This window comes from Thermosporothrix hazakensis (genome assembly GCF_003253565.1).
Lineage (GTDB): Bacteria > Chloroflexota > Ktedonobacteria > Ktedonobacterales > Ktedonobacteraceae > Thermosporothrix > Thermosporothrix hazakensis.
In genome coordinates this window covers 83,980-107,146 of the sequence record NZ_QKUF01000010.1, presented here as the reverse complement: position 1 = coordinate 107,146, position 23,167 = coordinate 83,980, and the positions used below count along the sequence as shown (strand labels likewise).

At 51.3% G+C, this 23,167-nt stretch carries 11 protein-coding genes; 2 read left to right on the top strand and 9 right to left on the bottom strand.

Annotation, left to right across the window (positions count from 1 at the left end; translation table 11 throughout):
* Positions 1-11 precede the first annotated feature (11 nt).
* The 7 genes from EI42_RS15645 to EI42_RS33310 all read right to left on the bottom strand — a co-directional run bounded on the left by EI42_RS15645 (position 12) and on the right by EI42_RS33310 (position 19,289).
* Positions 12-6,023 carry a non-ribosomal peptide synthetase gene (locus tag EI42_RS15645; protein WP_111323560.1) on the bottom strand — a complete coding sequence of 2,004 codons (6,012 nt, stop codon included), beginning with the start codon at positions 6,021-6,023 and terminating at the stop codon, positions 12-14.
* On the bottom strand, positions 6,020-14,293 hold the full coding sequence (locus EI42_RS15640; protein ID WP_170142660.1) for a non-ribosomal peptide synthetase/type I polyketide synthase: 8,274 nt from the start codon (positions 14,291-14,293) through the stop codon (positions 6,020-6,022). The genes EI42_RS15645 and EI42_RS15640 overlap by 4 nt, the downstream gene beginning before the upstream one ends.
* 4 nt (positions 14,294-14,297) lie before the next feature.
* The gene (locus EI42_RS15635; protein WP_111323558.1) at positions 14,298-16,088 is read right to left on the bottom strand and encodes a fatty acyl-AMP ligase; all 1,791 of its coding nucleotides are present in this window, start codon (positions 16,086-16,088) and stop codon (positions 14,298-14,300) included.
* Between the two features lie 191 nt (positions 16,089-16,279).
* Entirely contained in the window at positions 16,280-16,615 is a 336-nt protein-coding gene (locus EI42_RS15630; RefSeq protein WP_111323557.1) for an MbtH domain protein, read from the bottom strand.
* A complete protein-coding gene (locus tag EI42_RS15625; protein WP_111323556.1) occupies positions 16,612-16,884 on the bottom strand; it encodes a hypothetical protein in 273 nt (90 codons plus the stop codon). The genes EI42_RS15630 and EI42_RS15625 overlap by 4 nt, the downstream gene beginning before the upstream one ends.
* A 17-nt stretch (positions 16,885-16,901) precedes the next feature.
* Positions 16,902-17,123, bottom strand: a complete 222-nt coding sequence (locus tag EI42_RS15620) for an MbtH family protein (protein ID WP_111323555.1) — start codon at positions 17,121-17,123, stop codon at positions 16,902-16,904.
* Positions 17,124-18,830: 1,707 nt separating this feature from the next.
* Positions 18,831-19,289, bottom strand: coding sequence for a hypothetical protein (locus EI42_RS33310; RefSeq protein ID WP_211326194.1), 459 nt, complete (start codon positions 19,287-19,289; stop codon positions 18,831-18,833).
* A 1,227-nt stretch (positions 19,290-20,516) separates the two neighbouring features.
* Between EI42_RS33310 and EI42_RS15600 the strand changes: the two genes are divergently transcribed.
* Together EI42_RS15600 and EI42_RS15595 are read left to right on the top strand one after the other, a co-directional pair.
* A complete protein-coding gene (locus EI42_RS15600; RefSeq protein ID WP_111323551.1) occupies positions 20,517-21,008 on the top strand; it encodes a hypothetical protein in 492 nt (163 codons plus the stop codon).
* A gap of 108 nt (positions 21,009-21,116) precedes the next feature.
* On the top strand, positions 21,117-21,575 hold the full coding sequence (locus tag EI42_RS15595; RefSeq protein WP_111323550.1) for a hypothetical protein: 459 nt from the start codon (positions 21,117-21,119) through the stop codon (positions 21,573-21,575).
* A gap of 139 nt (positions 21,576-21,714) precedes the next feature.
* Here the strand turns inward: EI42_RS15595 and EI42_RS15590 are convergent, their stop codons facing one another.
* A complete protein-coding gene (locus EI42_RS15590; RefSeq protein WP_111323549.1) occupies positions 21,715-22,023 on the bottom strand; it encodes a phage holin, LLH family in 309 nt (102 codons plus the stop codon).
* 11 nt (positions 22,024-22,034) lie between these two features.
* Complete coding sequence (locus EI42_RS15585) at positions 22,035-23,024, bottom strand: N-acetylmuramoyl-L-alanine amidase (RefSeq protein WP_111323548.1); 990 nt, start codon at positions 23,022-23,024, stop codon at positions 22,035-22,037.
* Positions 23,025-23,167 lie beyond the last annotated feature (143 nt).

The window sequence follows — 23,167 nt, the reverse complement described above, 5'->3', positions numbered from 1 at the left end:
TCTTTTTTTCATCAGGACTTTGTTCGTTTGCGAAGCAGTTGCTTCAATTTCTGCTGGTTTGCCTGCTTTTGCACCTGCTGTTGCTGCCTGTGCGACTTTTTGAGGCTGGCTAACAGCTCATGAAGGTGTATCTCAGGCGTAACCGCGATTTGGGTTGCCAGGGTTTCCAGATCGGCAAGTACCTGCTGGACGAATCCCTGCTGAACGAGTTTCGTGTTGTAGTTTATTGAAAGTTGGATCTGCTCATCTGGAATCACAGCCAGCGTTAAGGGATAATTGGTATGTTCTGCTCCGTCAATTCGCTCAACAGTGAAACCGACACGCTCCTGATACGCTCGCAAGGTCTCCATATCCAGCGGGTAGTTATAGAAGACCAGCACCGTATCAAAGAGTGTATCTGCTGATCTCCCGCACCACTGCTGAATAAAGACAAGAGGTGTTAACTCGTACTGGTTCAATACTGCCTGCTCTTCGCGCAGTGAGGAAAGCCAGTCTGCAAGCGAAGCATCAGGGCGAATGGAGAGCCGTACAGGAATGGTGTTAATGAAGGGACCAACCATCTCCTCAACCCCCGGCAAATCAGCCGGGCGGCCAGAGACCACAGAGCCAAAGACCACCGTTTCCTTGCCACTATAGAAGCTCAGCAGCAATGCCCATATGCTCTGGAAGAGCGTATGCAGCGTCACCTGATAGCGGCGGGCCACCTGTATAAGTGCCTGGCTTGTTTCAGATCTCAGGAAGATATCAAGCTCTCTCTGCTGCTCTTCCTCTGTCTCCGCTGCTCGAGTAGAGAGCGCACCTTGTGGAGGGATCTCCTTGAGATACTGCTTCCAGAACTGTTCCGCTTCGTGATAATCCTGCTGGCGTAGCCACTTGATGTAGTCGCGGTAAGCCGGCTGCGGTGGTAAGATGAGCGGCTGCCCGTTCAGATAGCTTTGATAAAGCGAGAAAAGTTGGGTGAAGAGCGGAGAGAGGCACCACCCATCCATCAGAATGTGGTGGTGAGACCAGAGCATATACCAACGTGTGTCTGTGAGCCGGATAAGCGTCAGGCGCATTAATGGAGCTTGCTGAAAATCGAAGCCTCGAATCTGCTCATTTTCTTGATAGTGTGCTAACTGTTGCTCATACTCTTCACCGCGCCAGTCAAGGACGGTCACTGGTAGCTCTACCTGTCGATGCACGATCTGGATCGGCTCTTCCAGATCATCCCAATAGAACGAGCTACGGAGCACGGGATGCAGTTTCAGCACATCTTTCCAGGCCTGAAGGAAGGCTTCAAGGTGGAGTTCCCCGTTCAGCATCAGGCCGAGCTGCTCAGAATAGACGCCTTTCCCCGGATGCAGCAGGGTATGGAAAAGCATTCCCTGTTGCACATAGGAGAGCGGATAGATGTCTTCTATCTCGAAGTTCCAGCTATCAAGATGCCGCTGTTCCAGTCTGGCCAGGGGGAAATCAGAGGGCGTAAACTGGCTCTTTTCACAGGTCAGACAGTGCTCGATGAGTTGTGAGAGTTGAGCAAGAAAACGCTCCAGTAGCCGCTTGATGCTCTCTTCGCGATATGCCAGCGTGCTATAGGTGCAGGTTACCTGAAGGCAGCCATTGCTGATCAGGCTATCGAGGCTAAGCAGGGTTGGGCGCATACTTGTCGCGTCACGCATTGCCGAGGCCAGAGGAGCATACAGCATGAATGCCTCATTTGTTCCCGCCTGTGTTTCCTGCTCAAACTGTCCTAAATAGTTGAAGGTCAATGCTGCATGTGGCATATCGCGCAGGCGCATCTGTACCGCTTCATTCTGGCCCAGATAGCGCACGATACTATAGTATATGCCGTGTTCAGGGACGCGTCGCAATTGTTCCTTGATACTCTTCAGGCGCTCTCCAGGCTGACTTTTCGGTTGCCAGTGCAAGCCTACCGGGTAGAGGCTGGTAAACCAGCCAACCGTACGCGACAGATCGACCCCCTCAATCAGTTCGCCGCGTCCGTGTCCTTCCATTTCAAGCAAGAGATCATGCTGACCCCATATCTCTTCAAGAGTCATACTCAGCGCCGTAAGAAGCAGATCATTGATCCGGGTATGATACGCACGTGGGGCTTGATGGAGCAGTTGAGCTGTCTTCTCGCGGGGCAGCACCTGAGTTATCTGGGTTGCATATTGCTCTTGAAAAGCGGGGGGCGTGACTCTCTCATCAGTGGGGAGTGGTGTGAAGGGTTCTTGCGCCAGTGTGAGCCAGTAATGGACCTTTGCCTCAGGTACCTGTTTCGCGTACGCTTGTAAAGCAAATGCCCATTGCGCGTATGAAGTTGTACGCGCCGGGAGCAGTTCATCCGAGTCGCGATACAGCATGTTCAACTCTTCAGCCAGAACGCGCCACGAGACGCCATCCATAACCAGATGGTGTACGGCCATAAACAACCGATAGTGTTCCTCAGCAAGCTGCACCACACCCACACAGAGAAGAGGCCCTTGTTCAAGGTGCAGCGCTGTCTGGCAGGATAGCTCAAAGGCTATCAATGTCTGCTCAAGCTCTGGAGAAGCCTTCCCTCGTGCGTCAAGCCAGCGCAATGTAAAAGAGCGGCCTGCTTCGGTCTCCGGTAATAAGGTTTGCCTTCTGGCTGCCACATGAAAACGCAGACGCAGGGCATCGTGTCGGCGTGCCAGAAGAAGGAGCGCACGTTCAAGCTTTTCACGCTTCAATTGTCCGTGGAAGCTCAACCAGAGTGATTGATTCCAGTGATGGACATTCGGTATTCGCTGCTCAAAGAACCAGTGCTGAATAGGCGTCAGTGGGACGTCGTCGCTGGATAGGACGGGGGGTAACAGATGTTGTGTGTGGCCTTTTGTCACCACACGTGCCAGTTGGGCGACTGTCTGGTACTGGAACAGATCGCGTGCCTGGAAGTTCAGCATCGCCTCTCTTGCCCGCGCCACGACCTGAATTGCTTGAATTGAATCGCCTCCCAATTCAAAGAAGTTGTCGTGCAGGCCAATCTGCTCTCGCCCGAGCACCTGCTTCCAAATCTCGATAAGCGAGCGTTCCTCTGCGGTTGCTCGCTCAAGTGTGGGAAGGGTTGCTGTCTCCTCTACCGGCTCAGGCAGGGCCTTGCGGTCTATTTTCCCATTTGGTAAGAGTGGTAAAGCTGGCAGAGAGACATAGAGCGTTGGCACCATATAATCCGGGAGATGCTCTTGCAAGTGCAGGCGCAGGTGGCGCTGAAGCTGGTGCATGTCCTGCCCATCACTGAGAACCAGGTAGGCCACAAGCTGCTCATGTCCCCTGGCGCTCGTATGTACCAATACTGTTGATTGCTGTACTGCCGGATGGGTGAGTAATGCTGCCTCGATCTCACCGAGTTCGATACGGAAGCCACGAATCTTGGCTTGATGATCCGAACGGCCAAGATACTCTATCTCTCCTGAAGGCAGATAGCGGGCCCGATCTCCGGTATGATACAGCCGCGCTCCCTCCTTCTTGCTGAAGGGATGCGGAATAAAGCGCTCGGCAGTCAGATCAGGCCTATGCAGGTAGCCTCTGGTAATGCCATTTCCCCCAACATAGAGGTCGCCCGGCACGCCAGTGGGGGCCATTTGCAGGCTGCTATTGAGGATATAGATTTCTGCGCCTTCTATTGGATAGCCAATGGAGGCTGTCCGTGCCTGCGATGGTTGGGAACAATCCTGTACTGTACACCAGACAGTGGCCTCGGTTGGGCCATACTCGTTATACAGGTTCGTTGTGGGGAGGCGCGAGGTATGAAGCTGTAAAAGCTCCGGAGAAGAGGCTTCTCCCGCCACAATTACCACGCGCAGCCAGCGTGCCAGGACATCCGACGCATGTTCCAGTAAGACACGATAGAGCGAGGGCACACAGAGGAGATGGGAAACATGATGCCGCTCTATAAGAGAGCGTAACTGCTCGATTTCAAACAGGTCTCCCTCGGGAGGTAATACGAGCCGTCCCCCCTGAGTTAATGTCCAGAACAACCCCGCAATTGAGCTATCGAATGCGTATGAGGAGAGCAACAGGAAGCAGGAAACCCGCTGCTGATAGTAGGTGAAGCGTGCCAGAGTTGAATACTGAAGATTTTCATGTGTGACCAGCACCCCCTTCGGCCTGCCAGTTGAGCCAGAGGTATAGATGATATAGGCCAGGTTTCCGGGGGTGACCTGTTCACGTAACGCTTGCTCCCCTACCTTCTCGCGTAGCACTGTTTGCCAATCTCCCTCAAGACAGATGGTATGCTGCCCTTGTTGCAGCAGGAGCGGAACGAACCGTCTTCGGGTGATGACTGTTTGTGTATTGGAGTCTGCCATCATGAACGCCAGCCGTTCGCTCGGGTAAGATGGGTCAAGTGGAACATAGCACCCGCCTGCCTTTAAGACCGCAACAATGGCAACAATCAGTTCCGGACAGCGCTCCATGCATATTCCAACAGGCACCTCCGGTCCCACTCCCACCGATTGCAGATAGCGAGCAAGGAGTGTTGCCTGTGTGTCTAATTCGCCGTAGGACAGTTTCTGCTCCTGATGCAGAACTGCAATTGCTTGTGGTTGAAGTCTTGCCTGCTCCTCAATCTGTTTATGGATCAAAGCCGGTTGCGCATTCGTGGAGATTTCCGGCTGTAGAAGTCGTTCGGCCTCCTCTTCTGTGAGTAACGGTAGTGTTGCAAGTGGGGCATCTGGTCGGGCACAGAGCTGCTCAAGCGCTACCTGAAAGTGTTGTGCCATCCGTTCAATGGTCTGCTCTTCAAAGAGGTCTGTATTGTATTCAAAGCCACAGATGAGCCCGTCTGTGCTTTCCATGCATTCCAGCGTCAGGTCAAATTTGGCGACCTCGCGTTTTCGCTCCCACAGACATACCTCCAGATCGGGAAGCGAGACCACAGGCAAGGGAGCGTTTTGGAGGATAAACATGACCTGAACAAGTGGTGAGTAGCTGCTATCGCGAACAGGCTGTAGTTCATGGACGACCGTTTCAAAAGGAATGCTTTCATGAGAGAAGGCTTGCAGCGTGGTTTGCTTGATCTGTTGCAAGAGCTGGCGGAAGGTCAGGTGCTCTGATGCCCGAATGCGGAGGGCCAGGGTATTCACAAAGAAGCCGATGACCTGTTCGAGTTCGACAAATGGACGATTGGTTACCGGCGTCCCGATCAACATATCTTCGCTGTCAGTATAGCGACGTAGCAGAAAGGCAAACGCACCGAGCAGGGTCATAAAAAGGGTGGCATTCTCAGATTGGCTGATCTCATATACCCGGGAGAGCAGCCTGTTCTGTATCTGCATGCGATAGTATGCCCCGTTGAAAGTTTGGTGCGTTGGGCGCAGAAAGTCGGTCGGCAGTTCCAATAATGCGGGTGCGCCTGCAAGTTGTTGCTTCCAGTAGTGGAGCAGTTCCGCGCGCGTCTGTTCGTTCAGGTAGTGTTGTTGCCATTCTGCATAGTCGGCGTACTGTACAGGGAGTGGGCTGAGCGGTGAAGGCTCTCCTTTCACATACGCTCCGTAGAAGGCAGTAAGTTCCTGAAAAAGGAGACCTATAGACCAGCCATCAGCGACAATGTGATGCATAGTTACCAGTAAAATGAAGAGGTCATCTTCAAGCTGGATCAGCATGGTGCGCAGAGGAAGATCTCGCGCAAGATTGAAGGGATGGCGGGCTTCTTCCTCTGAGAGAGCGTGGATTTTCTGCTCGCGCTCTCCCTCTCCTCTCAGATCCACACGTAGCAGATTTACCCTTGTCACTGAATGAACCACCTGTACTGGCTCTTCTTCATATGTACGAAAGGTAGTACGCAGCACCTCATGGCGCTCCAGGATAGCATTCAGACTCTTTTCCAGCGCCTCAATATCAAGCTTCCCTTGCAAACGAAGGGCAAATGGCACATTGTAGAAGGCGCTCTCCGGTTCAAGCTGGTCCAGCAACCACAACTGCTTTTGCGCGGCAGACATCGGAAAGACAAACACATCCTCATCCGCGTCAAGTGGTGTGTTGTGGAGCTGTTCTACCATTTCATTCCGACTCATGATCTGGATACCTCCGCATCCTTAGAGACCGCAGATAGCTTCATGCGTCTTGCCTCGCGAGGAACGGCGACCAATCCTGGACGCTGCACCCGCTGCATGCGCTTTTGCTCAATGACCTCTGCAAACTCGGCGATTGTCGGTTTCAGGAAGAGCTCGGTAAGTGGCACACTGATCTGAAACGCCTCTTGCACACGTGAGCTTATTTGCATTACAAGAAGCGAGTGGCCTCCCAGGTCAAACAGATTATCGTGAATACTGACTCGCTCCACCTGCAAGCAGTCGCGCCAGATACCAGCCAGTATTGTCTCTGTCTCGGTGCGTGGCTCGACATATTCTTTGGTCGCTTGCGTGAGATCAGGAGGTGGCAATTTCCGCCGCTCAAGCTTGCCGTTCGGAGTCAGTGGGATCTCAGGCAGTGTCATGAGAAAGGCCGGGACCATGTATTCAGGCAAATGCTCGCGCAGATACCCGCGTAGAGCGTTCAGATCAAGCTCCATGCCCGGTTTGGCAACTGCATAGGCCACCAGGTGTTTATTGCCTGGAGGGTTCTCATAGAGCGTCACGGCTCCATTTTGTACGGCGGGATGTTGACATAGAACGGCCTCGATCTCTTCCGGTTCAATACGGAAACCACGAATCTTGACCTGATTGTCAAAGCGACCAAGAAACTCGATTGCTCCATCAGCACGGTACCGGACCTTATCTCCGGTGCGATAGAGTCGCTCGCCGGGTTTTCGACTGAAAGGATGGGGGACAAAACGCTCCGCGGTTAAGCCTGGCTGGTTGAGATAGCCCCAGGCTAGCCCATCACCACCGATATACAGTTCTCCCGCAATGCCCACAGGGACCGGGCGCATGAAAGCATCCAGCACATACAGTTCCGTGTTCGCAAGCGGCCTTCCAATCGGAATGATGGTTGTATCTTCCGTGAGAGACTGGATATGATACCAGCTCGCGAAGGTTGTTGTTTCGGTGGGCCCATAGCCGTTCAAGAGGTGCTCGGGCGCATGCTCGCACTCAATGACGCGCCGGGCCCATCGCGGCGTGACCTGTTCCCCTCCAATGAGCAAATAGCGCAGCGTCTGGAAGGCATCGGGCCGCTCTCGGGCAATCTGATTAAAGAGAGCCGCTGTCAAAAACATCATTGTGACGTGATAGGTACGCAGATAGTTCGCCATTGCCTCTGTAGAGAGCACAATATTTTTAGGAATGCAGATGAGACGAGCGCCGTTCAGCAGCGCGCCCCAGATCTCGAAGGTGACAGCATCAAAGGAGGCATTCGACACCTGTGCAAAGCCGTCGCTCGGTTCGATCTGGACATAGTTCGTGTTGCAAACCAGGCGTACGATTGCACGATGCGGAATACCGATCCCCTTTGGCAAGCCTGTAGAGCCAGATGTATACATCACATATGCGAGACTGTTTCCCTGGCAGAGAAGAGGAAGTGGATCCTGCGACTCTTGAGCGAGCGAGGCGGAATCAGCTTCCAGATCGATGATGTGCACCTCATGCTCATTGAAGCTGTGGCGAAGCTGTAGTTGGGTTACCAGAACGGAAACTCCTGCGTCCTTGAGCATGAAGGAAAGCCGCTCCTGGGGATAATTCGCATCCAGCGGGACATAGGCTCCTCCCGCTTTGAGTATACTCAAGAAGGAGATGACAAGATCAATCCCGGGTGCGACACAAACCCCTACTCGCACATTGGGACCGACCCCGTGTTTGCGCAGATAGTGACCGAGTTGATTGGTCCGTTGATCAAGTTCTCTATAGGTTATCTGCTGCTCACCCTCAACGACTGCTATCGCGAACGGGTTGCGCTCGACCTGTTGGGCAAAGAGCTGCGGAATACCCTCCATGTCCGGGTATGGAGTGCGTACATCGTTCCACCGGACAATAATCTGCTGATATTCGTCCTGACTGAGCAACGATAGTTCAGACAGGGGGGTATCCGGTTTCGACGTTAACTGAGTGAGTATGTGATGATACTGTCTCAGGAAGCGATGTATTGTCGTGGCATCGAACAGATCTGTGTTGTAATCAATGGTTATCTGAAGGGCATTATCGATCTCAGCCACGTTCAAGTGCAGATCGAATTCTGCATGGGTGATCGGCGGCATCGTAAACGCTACATCCAGATCAGCCATGTGTGGTAGCGTCACCGGTCGCTCCATGTTGAACGTCACGGAGACTAACGGAGAACGTCCGGGATCACGTGGAAGATTAAGCAGATTGAGCAGCCGTGCGTAGGGGTAATCCTGCCGCTCATACGCGCGAAGCAGGAGCCGCCTGACGTTTAGCAGGAACTCCTTCACCGTCTCTGCTGTCTGAATGCGACTGCGGAAAGGAACCAGTTGCGCACAGTAGCCAATCATCTGCTCGCTACCACTGATTATACGCCCGGACGTCGGGAAGCCAATAATGATATCATCCTGTTCACTGAGCCGATGCAGCAAGGTGAGGTAGCCCGCAAGCAGTGTCATAAAGGGTGTGCAGCCCTGTTCCTGGCTGAAACGTTTCAGGGTAGATCCAAATTCGGCGTCAAGGTGTAAATGTAACCGCTTCCCACGATAGGAGCGCACAGGAGGGTAAGGGCGATCCGTTGGGAGCTCCAACACGGGGAGATCGCCTGAGAACTCTTCAAGCAAGCTGCTTTCGTGTTGTAGCCAGCTTGCACGGAGCTCTTCCCGCTTCTGAATGTATTCTCGAAACTGCATGGGAGGATCGAGTTGAAGAGGTGTTTTCGTACGCAGCGCCGAGTAGAAGGCGCTCACCTCCTGACAGATAACGCCAATAGACCAGCCATCTGCCACAATATGGTGAACAGTGACTACAAGCGTATGCCATTGCTCCTCGCGCTTGAGAAGGTGAAAACGCACAGGAGGCTCATGCGTCAGATCAAAGAGATGATCGCCCTCTGCTTCAAACCACTGCTGGACCTGCTCCTCTCGTACCGCCTCTGTCCCACATGAGAAGTCTAGCAGTGGGAGGTCGACGGTCTGACTCGGCGCGATGTGCTGGATGGTTCCAGCCTCATGAAACGTGGTTCGCAGAGCCTCGTGACGGGCTACTACCTGCTGGATCGCCTGATACAATGTCTCATAGTGTACAGGGCCGCGCAGTTCCAGGGCCGCCATCTCAAAGCCTGCATGGCCCATTTTCCCAAGCATCCAGTACTGCTGCTGTGCCTCTGTCAGGGGGAGATCAAATCCATTTTCTTTGTGGGGGCCATTTCCCCCACCATGTGGTGACGGAGGGAAAAAGCCACCCTCCCGCATCTCTGCAACTGTCTCTTCAACGGCCCGGATAATTTTCTCAATATCTTCATCTGTATGTACCGTTGAGAGAAAACAATTTCGCCCTTCCCAGATATAGACTCCTTTCTCAACCAGATGGTAGAAGAAGATATCTATATGCTCTGTTAAGGTCATCTGAAAGGGGAAATTGAAACGGAAAAGGGAGCCAAACGAGATCATTTTAATTGGTAGATTCTCGCGACTGAAGAACGCATTCAGGCGATCTACGAGCCGGGCGGTCCGCTGGTTGAGCTTTTCATATAACGTCAGCCCTTCCCGCTTTATTCGTTCCAGCACGACTTTGCCCGCAGCAAGCGCCAATGGATGCTTACAAAAAGTGCCGGAATAAAAGGTCATCTTTGCGCCGGGGAAGGAGCGATCACCGAACATCCACGCGCCTCCATCGACGGCATCCATATACTTCGCTTTTCCAGCCACAACCCCAATGGGCAGGCCACCCCCAACAATTTTGCCATATGTAGCAATATCAGCCTGAACGCCGAACCAGGCCTGTGCCCCTCCCGGAAGGATACGGAAGCCCGTTATCACCTCATCAAAGATCAGCGCAACCCCTGTTTCAGCCGTAATCTGATGTACCTGCTGAAGGAACTCACGGGGCTGTAAGTCCGGGCGGCGGCTCTGTACTGGTTCCACCAACACGGCAGCCAGTTCATGGGCATGCTCGCGAAGCAGCTCGAGCGAATGCTTGCTCCCATAGGTCAGGATGAGCGTTTCGGCAGCTACGCTCTCAGGAATGCCAGGGGCCAGCGGTGTTGATTGCACGGCTCCTTCAGATACCTGTGCTTTTACAAGGATGGGATCTGCCGAACCGTGATACGAACCAGCAAACAGAGCAATCTTTGAGCGACCACTGACTGCTCGTGCCAGACGTAGCGCAACCATTACCGCTTCTGATCCGGTATTGCAGAACAGCGCGCGCTCCATCCCGGTCATTTCACAGATGGTTGCGGCCAATTCACCCGCGAGTTCTGATTGAGGGCCGAGCTGCATACCATACTCTAACTGCCTTCTTATGGCCTCATTAATCTCAGGATCATTGTGCCCAAAAAGGTTTACGCCAAAGCCCATTGTCAGATCAACATACTCGTTGTCATCAACATCCCAGAGCTTTGAGCCAGCTGAACGCGTTACCACGATGGGGTAGCGGATCTCTTTTGTACTCATGCGGAACGTCAACGTGTTGCGCAAATCGGCATGTTTTCCACGCTCCCGGGCTGCCTGTTGGCGTGAGCGGGTTGTTCGTTGTGTGTAGCGGGAGACAAGCGCGTTGATATGTTGTTGTTGTACCGGTGACAGTGCCCGGCCGTTCTCTGGATCAAGTGGCTTAAAAGGCACAAAGGCCTCGCTTGCCGCGTGGACATCGTCGTTATGGTATGGTTTTTTCGGGGCTGCCTGTGTCGTTGTCTGGGTATGATGCCCGTTGTGCGATGGAGCCAGGTGCCCATTTGACTCGGTGCGATGACCGTTTGCATGCGGTGGTGCTTTCGGCGCCGCTGGCAGGGGCGATAGGGGTTGTCCCTGTTGGGTACGAATCATCTCGTATGCCTGGGACATCACCTGGGTGTGTGCTTGCAAGAACTGCGCTATAAGTGAGTCTTGAGCCGGAACGACGGGTATAGATCCTGGAATCTGTGTCACGGGAAGCGACTGCTGTGCTGGCTCGACTGCTGGCGTGGCTGCCGGTTCCGGTAGCTCAGGAGCTCCTTGCTGCTCTATATATTCAGCGAGCGCCTGTAAGGTATTGACGCCTTCAAAGAGCTGGCTAATCGAAATCTCTACTTTAAAGGTCGAACGGATGGTCTGAAGGGCTTGTACCAGAACAATCGAATCGGCTCCAAGCTCTAGAAATGAGGCCGCAGGGTCGATTGATCCAGGTGGGAGTTCTAGAAGCCGAACAATGATCTCTTCCAGTCTCGCAAGAATCTGGTCCTTGCGTGTTCTCGTATTTGCTACCATACAGTCTTTCTTCCTGCCTGTACTTTCTGCTGTGACCTGTCCATTGATGTTCTGTTGAAGCTGAGGAATGCTGTCACGTATCCAGTAGCGTTTGCGCTCAAAGGGGTAGGTAGGGAGCATGACCCGCCGCCGTTGATAGCCCCGCTCAAATCCTGCCCAATCGATCTCGGCTCCGTACGTATAGAGGCTGGATAACGAGGCGAGGAGAATCTGCCAATCATCGTATCGGCGGCGTAAAGATGGGAGCCAGAGCTTTTCCTTTGCCGGAAGGACGCTCTTCCCGAATTTAAGAAGAGAGGTCGACGGACCCAGTTCAAGAAAAATCGGGGAGTCGGCAAGGGTTTGAACCCCATCGGCAAAACGTACCGCTTCGCGGGCATGCCGCCGCCAGTAACGAGCATCTGGTGCTGTTTGCAAGAATTGTCCGGTAAGATCGGAAACAAAGGGTATTGTGGGCTGAGAGAAGCGAACGCCCTGTGCTATCTGCTCAAGCTCATCAAGGATCGGGTCTAATAACGAGGAGTGGTAGGCAACAGGCACATCCAGTTCCTGCGCGGCGATATCCTGGGCCCGTGCAGTAAGGACAACGGCCTGTACCGCATCTTTCTCCCCGGAGATTACCGTGTAGGCAGGGCCATTGATCGCAGCAATGGTCACTTTCTCACCCCAATTGCGCAGCAGATGTTCCACACGCTCGCGCTCTGTTAGAAGCGCAGCCATAGCGCCGATGCGAGGCAGTTGATATACCAGGCGTTGGCGTTCAACCACCAACCACAGGCTATCTTCCAGGCTCATACTGCCTGCAACGTGCGCGGCCGCATACGCTCCCAGGCTGTGCCCGAGAACAGCAGCCGGGCGAACTCCCCAGGCCCGCCAGAGTTCAGCCAGGGCATATTGCAGGACAAAGAGCGCTGGCTGTGTGTATAGCCCCGTCTCCCATTGCTGTTCTTGCCCTTCTCCATACAGCACGCGCGACAAAGGAGCAGGGAGCCAGGGCGACAGGATTTCACTACAACGATCAACAGCCATACGGAAAACGGGCTGCGTCTCATAAAGCTGTTGGCCCATACCGCGATAGGTATTGCCTTGCCCGGTAAACAGAAAGGCGATTTGAGGCAGGGTATTCCGCTCTACCTGTCCGGTCTGCACGCCCGGCGTATGCTCATTGTTGCGGAACGCTTTCAAGCGGGAGACAGCCTGTTCAGGCGTCTGAGCAACAATTGCCAGCCGATGAGGCATATGTGTTCGCCCACAGTTCGCCGTATATCCAATATCTGGCAGGGCATCTTCGGGTTGTTGTGCAAGAAATGCTTCGTATCGTGCTGCTAACGTGTGCAAAGCCTGCTCGCTTCGAGCAGAAAGAGTTATCAGATGCCAGGGCCGTTCAAGCATGTTGACCGGTGGATGCAGTTGCGGAGCCTCTTCCAGGATCATATGTACATTGGTGCCGCCGAACCCAAAAGAGCTGACCCCTGCAATGCGTGATTTGCCTTCCTCGAGCTGCCAGGATTGGCGCTCTGTGACGATCCAGAATGGTGAGCCTTCAAGCGTCATGCGTGGGTTCAACTGCTGAAAGTGCAGGTGAGGAAACAGTTCCTTTTGCTGAAGTGAGAGCACCACTTTGATCAGGCCCGCAATTCCTGCCGCAGCTTCCAGATGGCCGATATTTGTTTTGACTGAACCGAGTGCACAACGGCCCTTCACATCTTGAAATACTGCCTTGAGTGCCTCAATCTCAATCGGATCTCCAAGAGGTGTACCGGTTCCATGTGTTTCGATATAGCTTACCTGTGATGGCTCAACGCCTGCATTGTGGAATGCATCTCGGAGCATTTGCCTCTGTGCCTGACCATTTGGCGCGGTTAATCCATAACTGGCACCATCTTGATTGACAGCGGAACCCCGCATCAGTGCGAGGATCGTATCACCATCCTCAATGGCTTTGCTCAAACGTTTGAGGACAACGACACCGCATCCTTCACTGCGGACATATCCATCAGCCTTTGCATCAAAGGTTTTACATCTCCCATCAGCCGCCATCATGCCTGCCTGCGAAAAGGCAATAGTAATCTCTGGTGCCAGAATAACATTCACGCCTCCAGCCAGGGCAATATCACACTCACCAAGCCGCAAACTCTGACAGGCTAGATGTACTGCGAGCAGTGAGGAAGAACAGGCAGTATCAACGGTCATGCTTGGTCCATGAAGGTTGAGCAGATATGAGAGGCGATTCGCAAGGATGCTATGTGCGTTTCCGACGCTGGCATGCAGATCGATCGTGTCTGCTTCCATCAGGCCAAGTCTCATATAATCGCTACTGCTGGCACCGATAAAGACGCCGGTGCGGCTTCCCGCCAGCGAATCAGGGGCATGGCCCGCGTTTTCCAGTGCCTCCCAGCTCACTTCTAGAATCAGACGTTGCTGAGGGTCAATGCGTACTGCTTCACGCGGTGAGATATTGAAAAAAGGTGCGTCAAATTGATCTACCTGATCAAGAAATCCGCCCCAACGGGTGTTCATTTTCCCGGGGGTGTTTGCTTCGGGACTGTAGAAAGTCTGAGCATTCCAGCGATCCGCCGGGACCTCCCGAATGGCATCGTCTCCGTTCTGGAGCAGTTGAAGGAAGGCGGTAAGACTCTCGGCACCGGGAAAACGACAGCTCATGCCGATGATAGCGATTGGCTCTTGCAGGTTGACGTTCTTCCGTTCTTTCTGACGAACTGTTGACGTATCTATATCACCTGCCAGGTAGGCGGACAGGGCGGAAATAGAGGGATATTCCCACAAGAGCGTGGGCGAGAGATCTCGTTTCAGCCAGTCTTCAAGGTCGCCGGAAAGGCTGACTGCATCAGCGGAAGAGAGGCCATAACTGCTAAATGACCGCTTCGGGTGCACTTCTTCAGAAGCACATCCAAGTTGTTGAGCGATATGTTCAATCAGCCAGGTCTGAATAGCCTTTGCGTCTGGACGCTCATTCCCAAGAGAATGTATAGTCTCCATTGACTTACTCCACGATGCTAAGTGTGGATGCCAGATATCCATTGCGACAGGCGTGACGCTGAATCTTCCCGCTCGACGTTTTCGGGATGGTTCCAGCGGTCAACAAAACAACATCATATACAGCAAGCTCATGCGTATCTTGAATAGCTTGCCGAATGGTCTGTGTTAGCTCTGTGCGAAAGCGCTGCATTGCTTCAGGTGCATTCTCGCTCTTCTTGATGCGCTGCCAGGCCCGTGGATCAATTTCCGCCGCAACAACCAGTCGTTCCTTCTCATCCCTCTCGATGGAAAAGGCGGCAATACATCCGGGGCGAACTGCTGGATGGCTGCTTTCAACGCTAAGTTCGATGTCCTGCGGATAGTGGTTGCGCCCTTCGATGATGATCATATCTTTCAGGCGTCCGGTAACGAAGAGCTCACCGTCCTGCATAAAGCCCAGGTCGCCGGTACGCATGAACCGGGTTCCTTCATCTCCGGCAATCGTTGCACCAAAGGTTCGCTCAGTCTCTTCTGAACGTTTCCAGTAACCTGGAGGAATATTCGGGCCACTCACCCAGATCTCGCCCACCTGTTCCGGAGCACATATCCTGTGCGTCTGTGGATCAACCACATGCACACGCTGCTCAAGCCAGGTATGACCACAGCCTACCAGCATCCGGGCATCATCATCACCACCTGTCACGAACTCCACCCGATGCTGTTCAAGTGCAGATGCACGAACCGTGCGAATAATCGGCAGGTCTCGATAGGATGGGCCTGTGACAAAAAGGGTTGCCTCAGCCAGACCGTAACAGGGAAACGAGGTTTCCTTGCGAAAACCACAGATCTCGAATGCCTTGGTGAATGCTTCCAATGTACTGGCTCGGATTGGTTCTGCACCATTAAAGGCAACTTCCCAACACGAAAGATCAAGCTGCTTTTTTTGTTCATCGGTCACCTTTCGTAAACAGAGTTCATAGGCGAAGTTTGGTCCTCCACTCACGCGTGCTCGAAAGGTCGAAATTGCCTGCAACCAGCGAAATGGATGTTGCACAAAAGTAGCCGGTGACATCAGGACACAGGTTGAGCCGAGGTACATTACCTGTAGCACATTTCCGATCAGCCCCATGTCATGATAAAGAGGCAACCAGCTTACAAAGTTTGACTCCTCCCCGATATTCCCCATCGCACGTGCAATCATCTCCTCGTTATAGAGCAGGTTGCCATGACTGACCATGACACCTTTAGGGAGTGAGGTTGAGCCAGATGTGTACTGTAAAAAGGCCAGTGAGGAGCGATCAAGTTCCGGGTGGTGCCACATAGCCAGCCCGTCAGGGGTGTACGTGTCACTTGCCAACCAGTGCATATTGCGAAACAGTGGTGAACGCTCTCGAAACGTCTGTAGCCCGTTATAGATCTGGGCCGTCGTTAATGCCACAGCGGGCTGTGCATCCTGGATAATCGCAGCCAGCCGGGACATAGAATGTTCCGGGCGTACCATATGCGGAGGATAGGCCGGCACCGCAATAACACCGGCGTAGAGGCAACCGAAAAAAGCAATGATATAATCGAGGCCAGGCGGATAAAGCAGTAATGCTCTTTCCCCGGGATGTACATGTTGCTGCATCCAGGCAGCCAGAGAACGCGCCTTTTGCCGCAATTCGCCGTAGCTGATAGCCAGTTGCTCTTCATTCTTCAGGAAAATATAGGCTTGCCGTTCCGGGTGGATTTCAGTTCTCCACTCCAGCAGATCTACAAATGTTTCGATTGATCGGGGTACACCGTTGGTTCTCTCTCTAACAGTGTATTCTTTCATATCTCCTTCTCCAGAATGCCTGCCGGCACTTGCAAAATAAGCCGTAAGCCATACAATAGGCCTGACTGTGCGATAGAACCTTGTCTTGATTTTTCCCCTTATGTCTCATCAGATGAGCATGGATCTGCTTCCAGCGTATTTCTCGAACTGAGGAATGTGAGGTCTCCCCATGAGTCCATACAGGAAACCTCTCAAATTCGAGCTTCTTCCAGAGGAATGAGCCGGCCGCTGCCACTCAGTGTCGATAGATCAATGTCTGCAACGCAGCGCACCGGGACATAATTTAATGTCAATGTCCCTTCGAGGTGGAGATTTCCTTTGCCCTGTTGGAAATCGGCCTGACTGAGATCACAGGCTTTTTTGTCCAGACGCACCCCGAGATCTGTTCCCCCGCGCGTTTCAGTAAATGTAAGAAAGACGTATTCCAGTTCCTCTACACGTTTCTTGAACTCCTCCAGGGTTGGGCGGCTCCCTCCTACTATCACAGGATGCTTCTCTGCTGCCAGGCGTTGTACAAGCTCATTCATGCTTTTACCTCCTGCACTTCGAATTTGTTCTTGTCTGCTAACTCTTCAGGAATACGAAAGCCCAGGACTGTCTGACAAAACGTTTGCCATTGTGGAGTTACGTGGTCGAAAAGCACTTCTGGTTGGATGGGATTGAGCGCAACCGTAAAGTCATCCCATAAATAGACAATCGTTTCATCGGTCAGCTCTTTGCTCATGGCTCGCTCTTGCCACGCCTCAAATTGTCGCATCTCTTTGAGCTGATATGCCTTGCAATACGTTCTGCTCATCCTTGTTCCTCGTCAGACTATTTTCCGCTCTCTGCTTCCATCTGTTTACGCAGACTGAAAGGACGCATATCTGTCCAGACCTCCTTGATGTAGGCTAAACATTCTTCTTTTGAGCCGCTTTTTCCGGCGTCCCGCCACCCGGCAGGATTTTCGCGTTCAGCAGGCCAAATAGAATACTGTTCTTCATGATTCAAGACAACCTTATAGGTGAAGAGTTCTTGCTGTTGTTCATTAGACATGTTGACCTCCTTCATTGTTTCATCAATACGTGGTGATCACGTAGCTCGATAGCATTGATAACGTTGTTTTACTCGGGGCCTTCAGCGGCATCTGTGTTCTGGTAAGATGCCCATCCATCTGCTGTTCACCCCTTTTTCAGAGCATACTTCATCTGAGCCGTACAACGCGTCCGACTCTTTCTGGTGTCCAGTCCGGAAAGTTGCTCTGTATCAGCTTAGTCTATCCCCCAGTAGACCACACAGAGACTGGCATACCTGGTCTTTATCAGACTCGCGGGCATGCTTTTCTGTAGATGGATAAAAGGCGCATACAGGCGCTTTATACATCCTGTGTTGTTCTTCGCTCGGGAAAGTCTCTGTTTCTAAGCAGTATAAAGATGGTGTTCAATTCCAATTTGAAATAATCAAACTGGAATGCTGTATCTGGAGTGAGTAGATGTAGATATAGGTGTGATTAAGAAGTAGTCAACTTTCATTCCTTTGATTCGCTCCTTCTTTCACTCAGTCGTGGTGGTTACAGAGTATCACCCTGCTTTACATCCATATAAAGCATCTACTGAATAGTAGTTCTGATATCATCATTACCTCACTACTGTAGAAGTGAAGACGAACTTTCGTTTCGATAAATGATATAGAACCTCCATCCGGTACTATTCAGGGCCATGCTGTGCTGAAAATATTATCCATGCCAAAGCATGTATCTTATAGATCTATCTGTATCCCCTTTGTAGGGTGGATATCTTCCCCTTGAACATTCTCACTTCAGGAGTAGATCAGTAAATAAACCTTTGAGCGTTTAGTGCACATCTAAAGTACAAATAGATCTATAAAGTGCTGAGTTCTCTCTGCAAGCATAAAAGATATATTTCTTCTATGCAAATGTGAGAATCTTTATACTTATTTTCCCCTAGAGGAAATTATAAGCCCTCTAGCTTAGAAAGTCAAGTTTATCTGTTTTAAATTTGTATTAAATTGATATTATGTTATATTAGACCAGTATTTTAAAATCTGAAAAATTGTTATGAATTATGTACAAAGCTCTATTTCTATTTAAGAATTTGTAATATTATGTGTACTGTGCCAACAAGAAGGAAATGAAATACAGAAAAGAAGCAGTTTGGAGATTATTATATATTAAATAAGGAGAGAAAGTGTCAAGATAGAAATAGTAGATTATGTCTGGTTATACCAATTTTAGAGTGGAAAATATGTATGATTTGGTATTTTGTTGAAAGAGATTGTAAGGAGTTCTATATCAAGGCACGAGTACTAAGGATTGCAGGTGATTTTTTGCTTCTTTTTATTGAGAATTTTTAGAGAAAAAAGAGGATAATAGGATGAAAAGGTATAGCAGGCAATATAAAAGGCTGATGTATTCTGAGAGGGGAAGCGATCTGTTATCCTCCATCTCCATTGAAGCGGCTCTATTTCTTGTATAAGGGGGGCTATCCCTGGCCGATGTCATGAAGAAAAGAGAAGAACGCTCGGCCCCTCCTGCCGTGGCTGAGTAAGCAGTCGTTGATTGATAGAGGGCGAGAGTTTCAGCTACCATTCTCTCACAGGGAAAGTGTGCAAGGATCTTCTGCCGGGCAGCTATTCCCATTGTCTCTCGTTGTGCCGGGTTCCCAGGTAGCGTAGTGGCGAATTGCGCTTTCGATCCATCGAGCTTGTCTTCAGAGATCAGCATCCCTTGCTCCGTGTTCATCCTCACTGTTTTCGTGTAGACTCACATAACGATTGTCTTCTGTCAAACGCAGGAGAACGTCCTGACGCTGATAGCCTCCTGCCATCCCCCTGCTGAAGCCAGCGGCCTTCTGCCGCTTTCTGGGAAGCAGTTTGCTGTAAAATAGTGAGGGCAAGGTCAAAAGCACAAAATTCGATATCAGGGGTATAATAGATACCAGTTTGAACAGGCTGAACTCCAGGTATGGGAGGAACACCAGAGCGAGGATATGATCCCCCGAACAGCTCCCTAGAGATGGAGAGAGAGGCTAATTGAGGATAGGATTGACGTCTCAGGTAAACGAGGTGGACTACTTGAGATTCCAGCCGTTGAAGGATCCGTTGATAGTCAAAGAAATGCTCATCAGGGGCCAGGAGATGTTTGCGACTGGCGTCAACGATGTTGAGACCATCGGTCACAATGCAGAAATGGGCGGGCGCCATGTATCTTTTCTGTTACCCCCCAGCGGCCTTTTGCAACGAGCGATAGTGTTCCTCGGCCAGATGCCACTGTTCGGGCGATTCGGCAATTTTCTCATACGTAGCCCAAGACATATATAACGTTCCCCTGTCGTTTGTTAGATCTATAATACCTTATGGGTAGGTATCTATTCAAGCCTGCTGCACGGGCTTTTTGACAGGGGAGCCAGAGACCCACAGGACCTTGCTCCTGTGGCTGGCACCTGCAAGCACTCCTTTCGTACAATCGTTGAGCGCTTCCTATGCGTGTGCAACTCTGGACGCTGTTGTATCCCAATGCTGGGCAGAAAATGCGACTCTACTGATGGCCCATCAGCATGCGATGGAGGTGATGTGATCCTTCTTTTTCCGTCTGGTAAAGAAGATGAAAACGATACGATTACCCTTTCTGGTTGAGCAAGTGCAAGAAAGGGGGAAGCAGGAAAATAGAAATAGCCCGGAGGAGGGGAAACGCCTCTCTCATAAGCACTGTTGATAATCGGGTACCATTCTTTATAAATGGCCTCAGGAATCAGAAGTACAATGCTTGCTCAGTCGTTTGTTTGGCAAGAGCTCATCTTGCACGGGACAGGAATGATGAGTGCGCAGTGTGCGCGATCACGGTTGTCGGGTGAAGCCAGGTGGTGTCAACATCCTTTGCATTGCGCGCTGATGCTTTCCCGAGGACGGTGGGACTAGCCCCTTGGTGGTCTGACTATAACAACAGCCTTCGTCATTGCCCCTCAGTCAGTTTCACCCCCTTATCCCCTGTAAACCTCTCCCGAAGTAAAACTTTCTTTTTGCACCCACTTGAGAAAACCTTGCGAAAGTTTTAACAACCATTTAACAAATAGAATCTACACTACAAAGAGATGCATCAATATAAATCTGCAAATACACACCACAAATAGTAAAATACTTTAATTAAAGTAAGAGAACGCTCGTATGGCCGTTTGGAAAACCTGTTAGGCTTATGTGAAGTACACATATACTGTTGTATTTGAACTTTGGTTCTATATCTTTTCATAACTACAATGTGATATGCGGTTCTATATGTTGTATTTTCTCATGCCGCGGCTAACGTATAAATTGTTTTTAAGCTTATTAAATACTTGACTTTCGCGTTAAAGTCATGTTAGTATTGTCCTCAAGTGCCGATGACAACGTAAGGTGAGAGGCGCCCTTAGAGCACAATTGAAAGAGGTACAATACATGGATAAGCAACAGAATGAGCAAGCTGAGATTGTGAGACAGACGTTGGAGACAGCTCGAAACCAGAAGGATATAGTCTATGAGGAGATTGCAAATAGAACAGGAGTAAAGCGGCAAACAGTAGCAGCAACATTCTTAGCATCTAATACTCGGAACGCATCACAGAATTTTCTCAAGGTGTGGTTGGCTTTAGACCTCCCTATAGTACTGTTTCTGCAATTAACCGGCTGCTTAGACCTGATGGAGGAGTTGGTTAAAACGTACCCCGGGGAGTACCCCAACGCGGAAAGCTTTCTAAAAATGGTCACAGGTGAAGTCCCTTCAGAGTTGGAGGGGTACTATAAGGATCTTCCGGTAGAGGACCAAAAACTCGCTGCAGATTTAACCGGGTCTATTATCAGCGAGATTCACCGTATCTTCAGTGAGAGGCGGCAGAACCCGTCAAAGGGGGTTAACGGCGGGGGGCCCCTTCGGAGGCTCTTCGCCGTATAAAAAAGCGATGCTACGCCGGGCATCGCTTCCCCTTTGCCTTGCTTCGTTGGTCAATTTGCGCTACAATAGGATGACAGAATTTTTGTATGCCAGAAGGGGGAGCGTAATATGTCCAGTGACGCATATATATTGGGGAAATTAGCCGGTATCATTGAAGAACACACTAACATAAAAGTGGAGCAAATACATGAGACCCCTCTTTTTTATTACACCGAGGGTATTAAAAAGCTGACACGAGACCAAAAAGGCGAACTTATTGCCAAGCTTTTGAAGCAACTCCCAAAAGATCTGAACCTCTCTAAACCCTTTACGGGGGAGCGAAGTGTAAATTTCTGGTTAGGTTACTACCATGAAAAAATGAAGGAAGTTACCGGAACCCAACGCGAGCCGGGAGAAATCCGTAGAAGGAAGCCAGATCCCTTTACTACACGGCATACAATACGGCTGACGGATAAGGAAAAGGAATTTGTGGATGCCAGAGGGGGGAGCCCGTACATCCGGTTTCTTATTCATAGAGAGATGGCACAAGGGAAGGCTGAAAATAACCAAGAAGCTGGGGGATCTTAACGGGATTTTAATAGCATTGCACTTCCTGTAATGCTATACTGGCTATAGGTGGCAGCCTCCCGAAAGCCACAATCTACAACATACTACGAGACCCACAAAACCCCGGGAGCGGGGAGCAAGAGCAGTTGCCCCCGCCTTTTCATTTTTGTTTCAACAGATACACAGCCGACTCAATGGCCGCGTCAATTAAGGCGTCATTAATATTTCTGAAACCCAGCGCGGAGAGGATTCCGTGCACCCTCTCAACGGCCTGCTGTTTTTTCTCCTCATTGCTTAAATCCTGCGCGACCTGTTCAATCGCAGGTACAACCATAGCTGCGACAATTTTCGCGGCCTCCTGAACATTCTGTGGCAACCGCCCGAGGAGGGCCGTGAAGCCCACCCCGAGTAGGAACGCTACGAATGGCGTAGCGAGTTGAAGGAAACTGATCACCATTTCTGTTGACATTATGACCCCCCTTATTTAATGGATTGAAGCGTTTTCACGGCGGCGCTGACAGCCTGTTTGTAGCCGTCGACCTGCTTTTTCAAAGTCTCAACTTCAGCGGCGTGGTTTTGCTTCTTCGCGTCCTCAAGCTGCCTCCGCAATTCCTGGACTTCCAAAGCGACCCCGCGATGAGTCAGATAGATAGCACCTACTCCGGGAGGGCCGTCAAGTTTGTGGGCTGGGTCGTAGGCCAGCGAGCCACGCTCAAAGTCCTGGACAATAACCTTACTCCCATCTTTAGCAGTAACCGGATGCTCATTGTTAAGAGGCAACCCGAGGTAGGACAGCCCACAGAGTGCATCCCCTCCGAATCTTCGGTAAAAGTCGAGAATGGCGTTGCCAACGACGCAATTGTTCTTCTTACACCGCCAGGCGTTGCCCGGCGCTTGCTCAAAGAAGCTGCTTGCATCTTTCAAGCTGATTGTCTTCATTTCATCTCCGTCATCACTAGAAGTGCCGTTGAGATAGTTGAAAAGCTCGTCCCAGGGATATGGCCCCGGGCACCCCGAGCGGTTGATAGGCGCAATGGAAAAGTGCCCGGTAATACCTCCTTGAGCGTCTGCCGGGCGCGTGGGGATGCCCCATCGGGCGCAGATTTGCGCGATCAAGCGAAACGAAGCTGCCTTTTGTGCAGGCGTGATCTCGTCGCTGTTATCAGTGTGGGGCTTGATATGCTCAATAGAGATCGTGTCGTAGTTGGGGTTGGGGGTGTCATACCACCAACTGTCAGCACCGGCATCGAGCACGCCGTTAGCCCAGGCCGCTTGAGCTTCGTCTACGCATTGCACGATGGTCCCATCTTGCCCGATGACGTAATGAGAGCTGACCTGACTCGACGGCTGCTGAAAGTAGTAGCCACAGTCTTCCGCCTTATGAAAGCCCGCGGTACCATGCAGGATAACCCAGCGGGGGCGGCGGCCTTGCCGACTCATATAGTTTGGGGAGGGGATCGAGAGTATCATAGAGGCTCCTTTGAGGTTTTCCTGTTGCTCGTCAACAAATCGTGCCCAAAGTGGGCAGAAGGGCAATATACCACCAGACGATGTTTTCTCCCGTCGAAGCTATACAAAAGAACCCAGACTCAGAGTACAGCGAGGAAATGCCC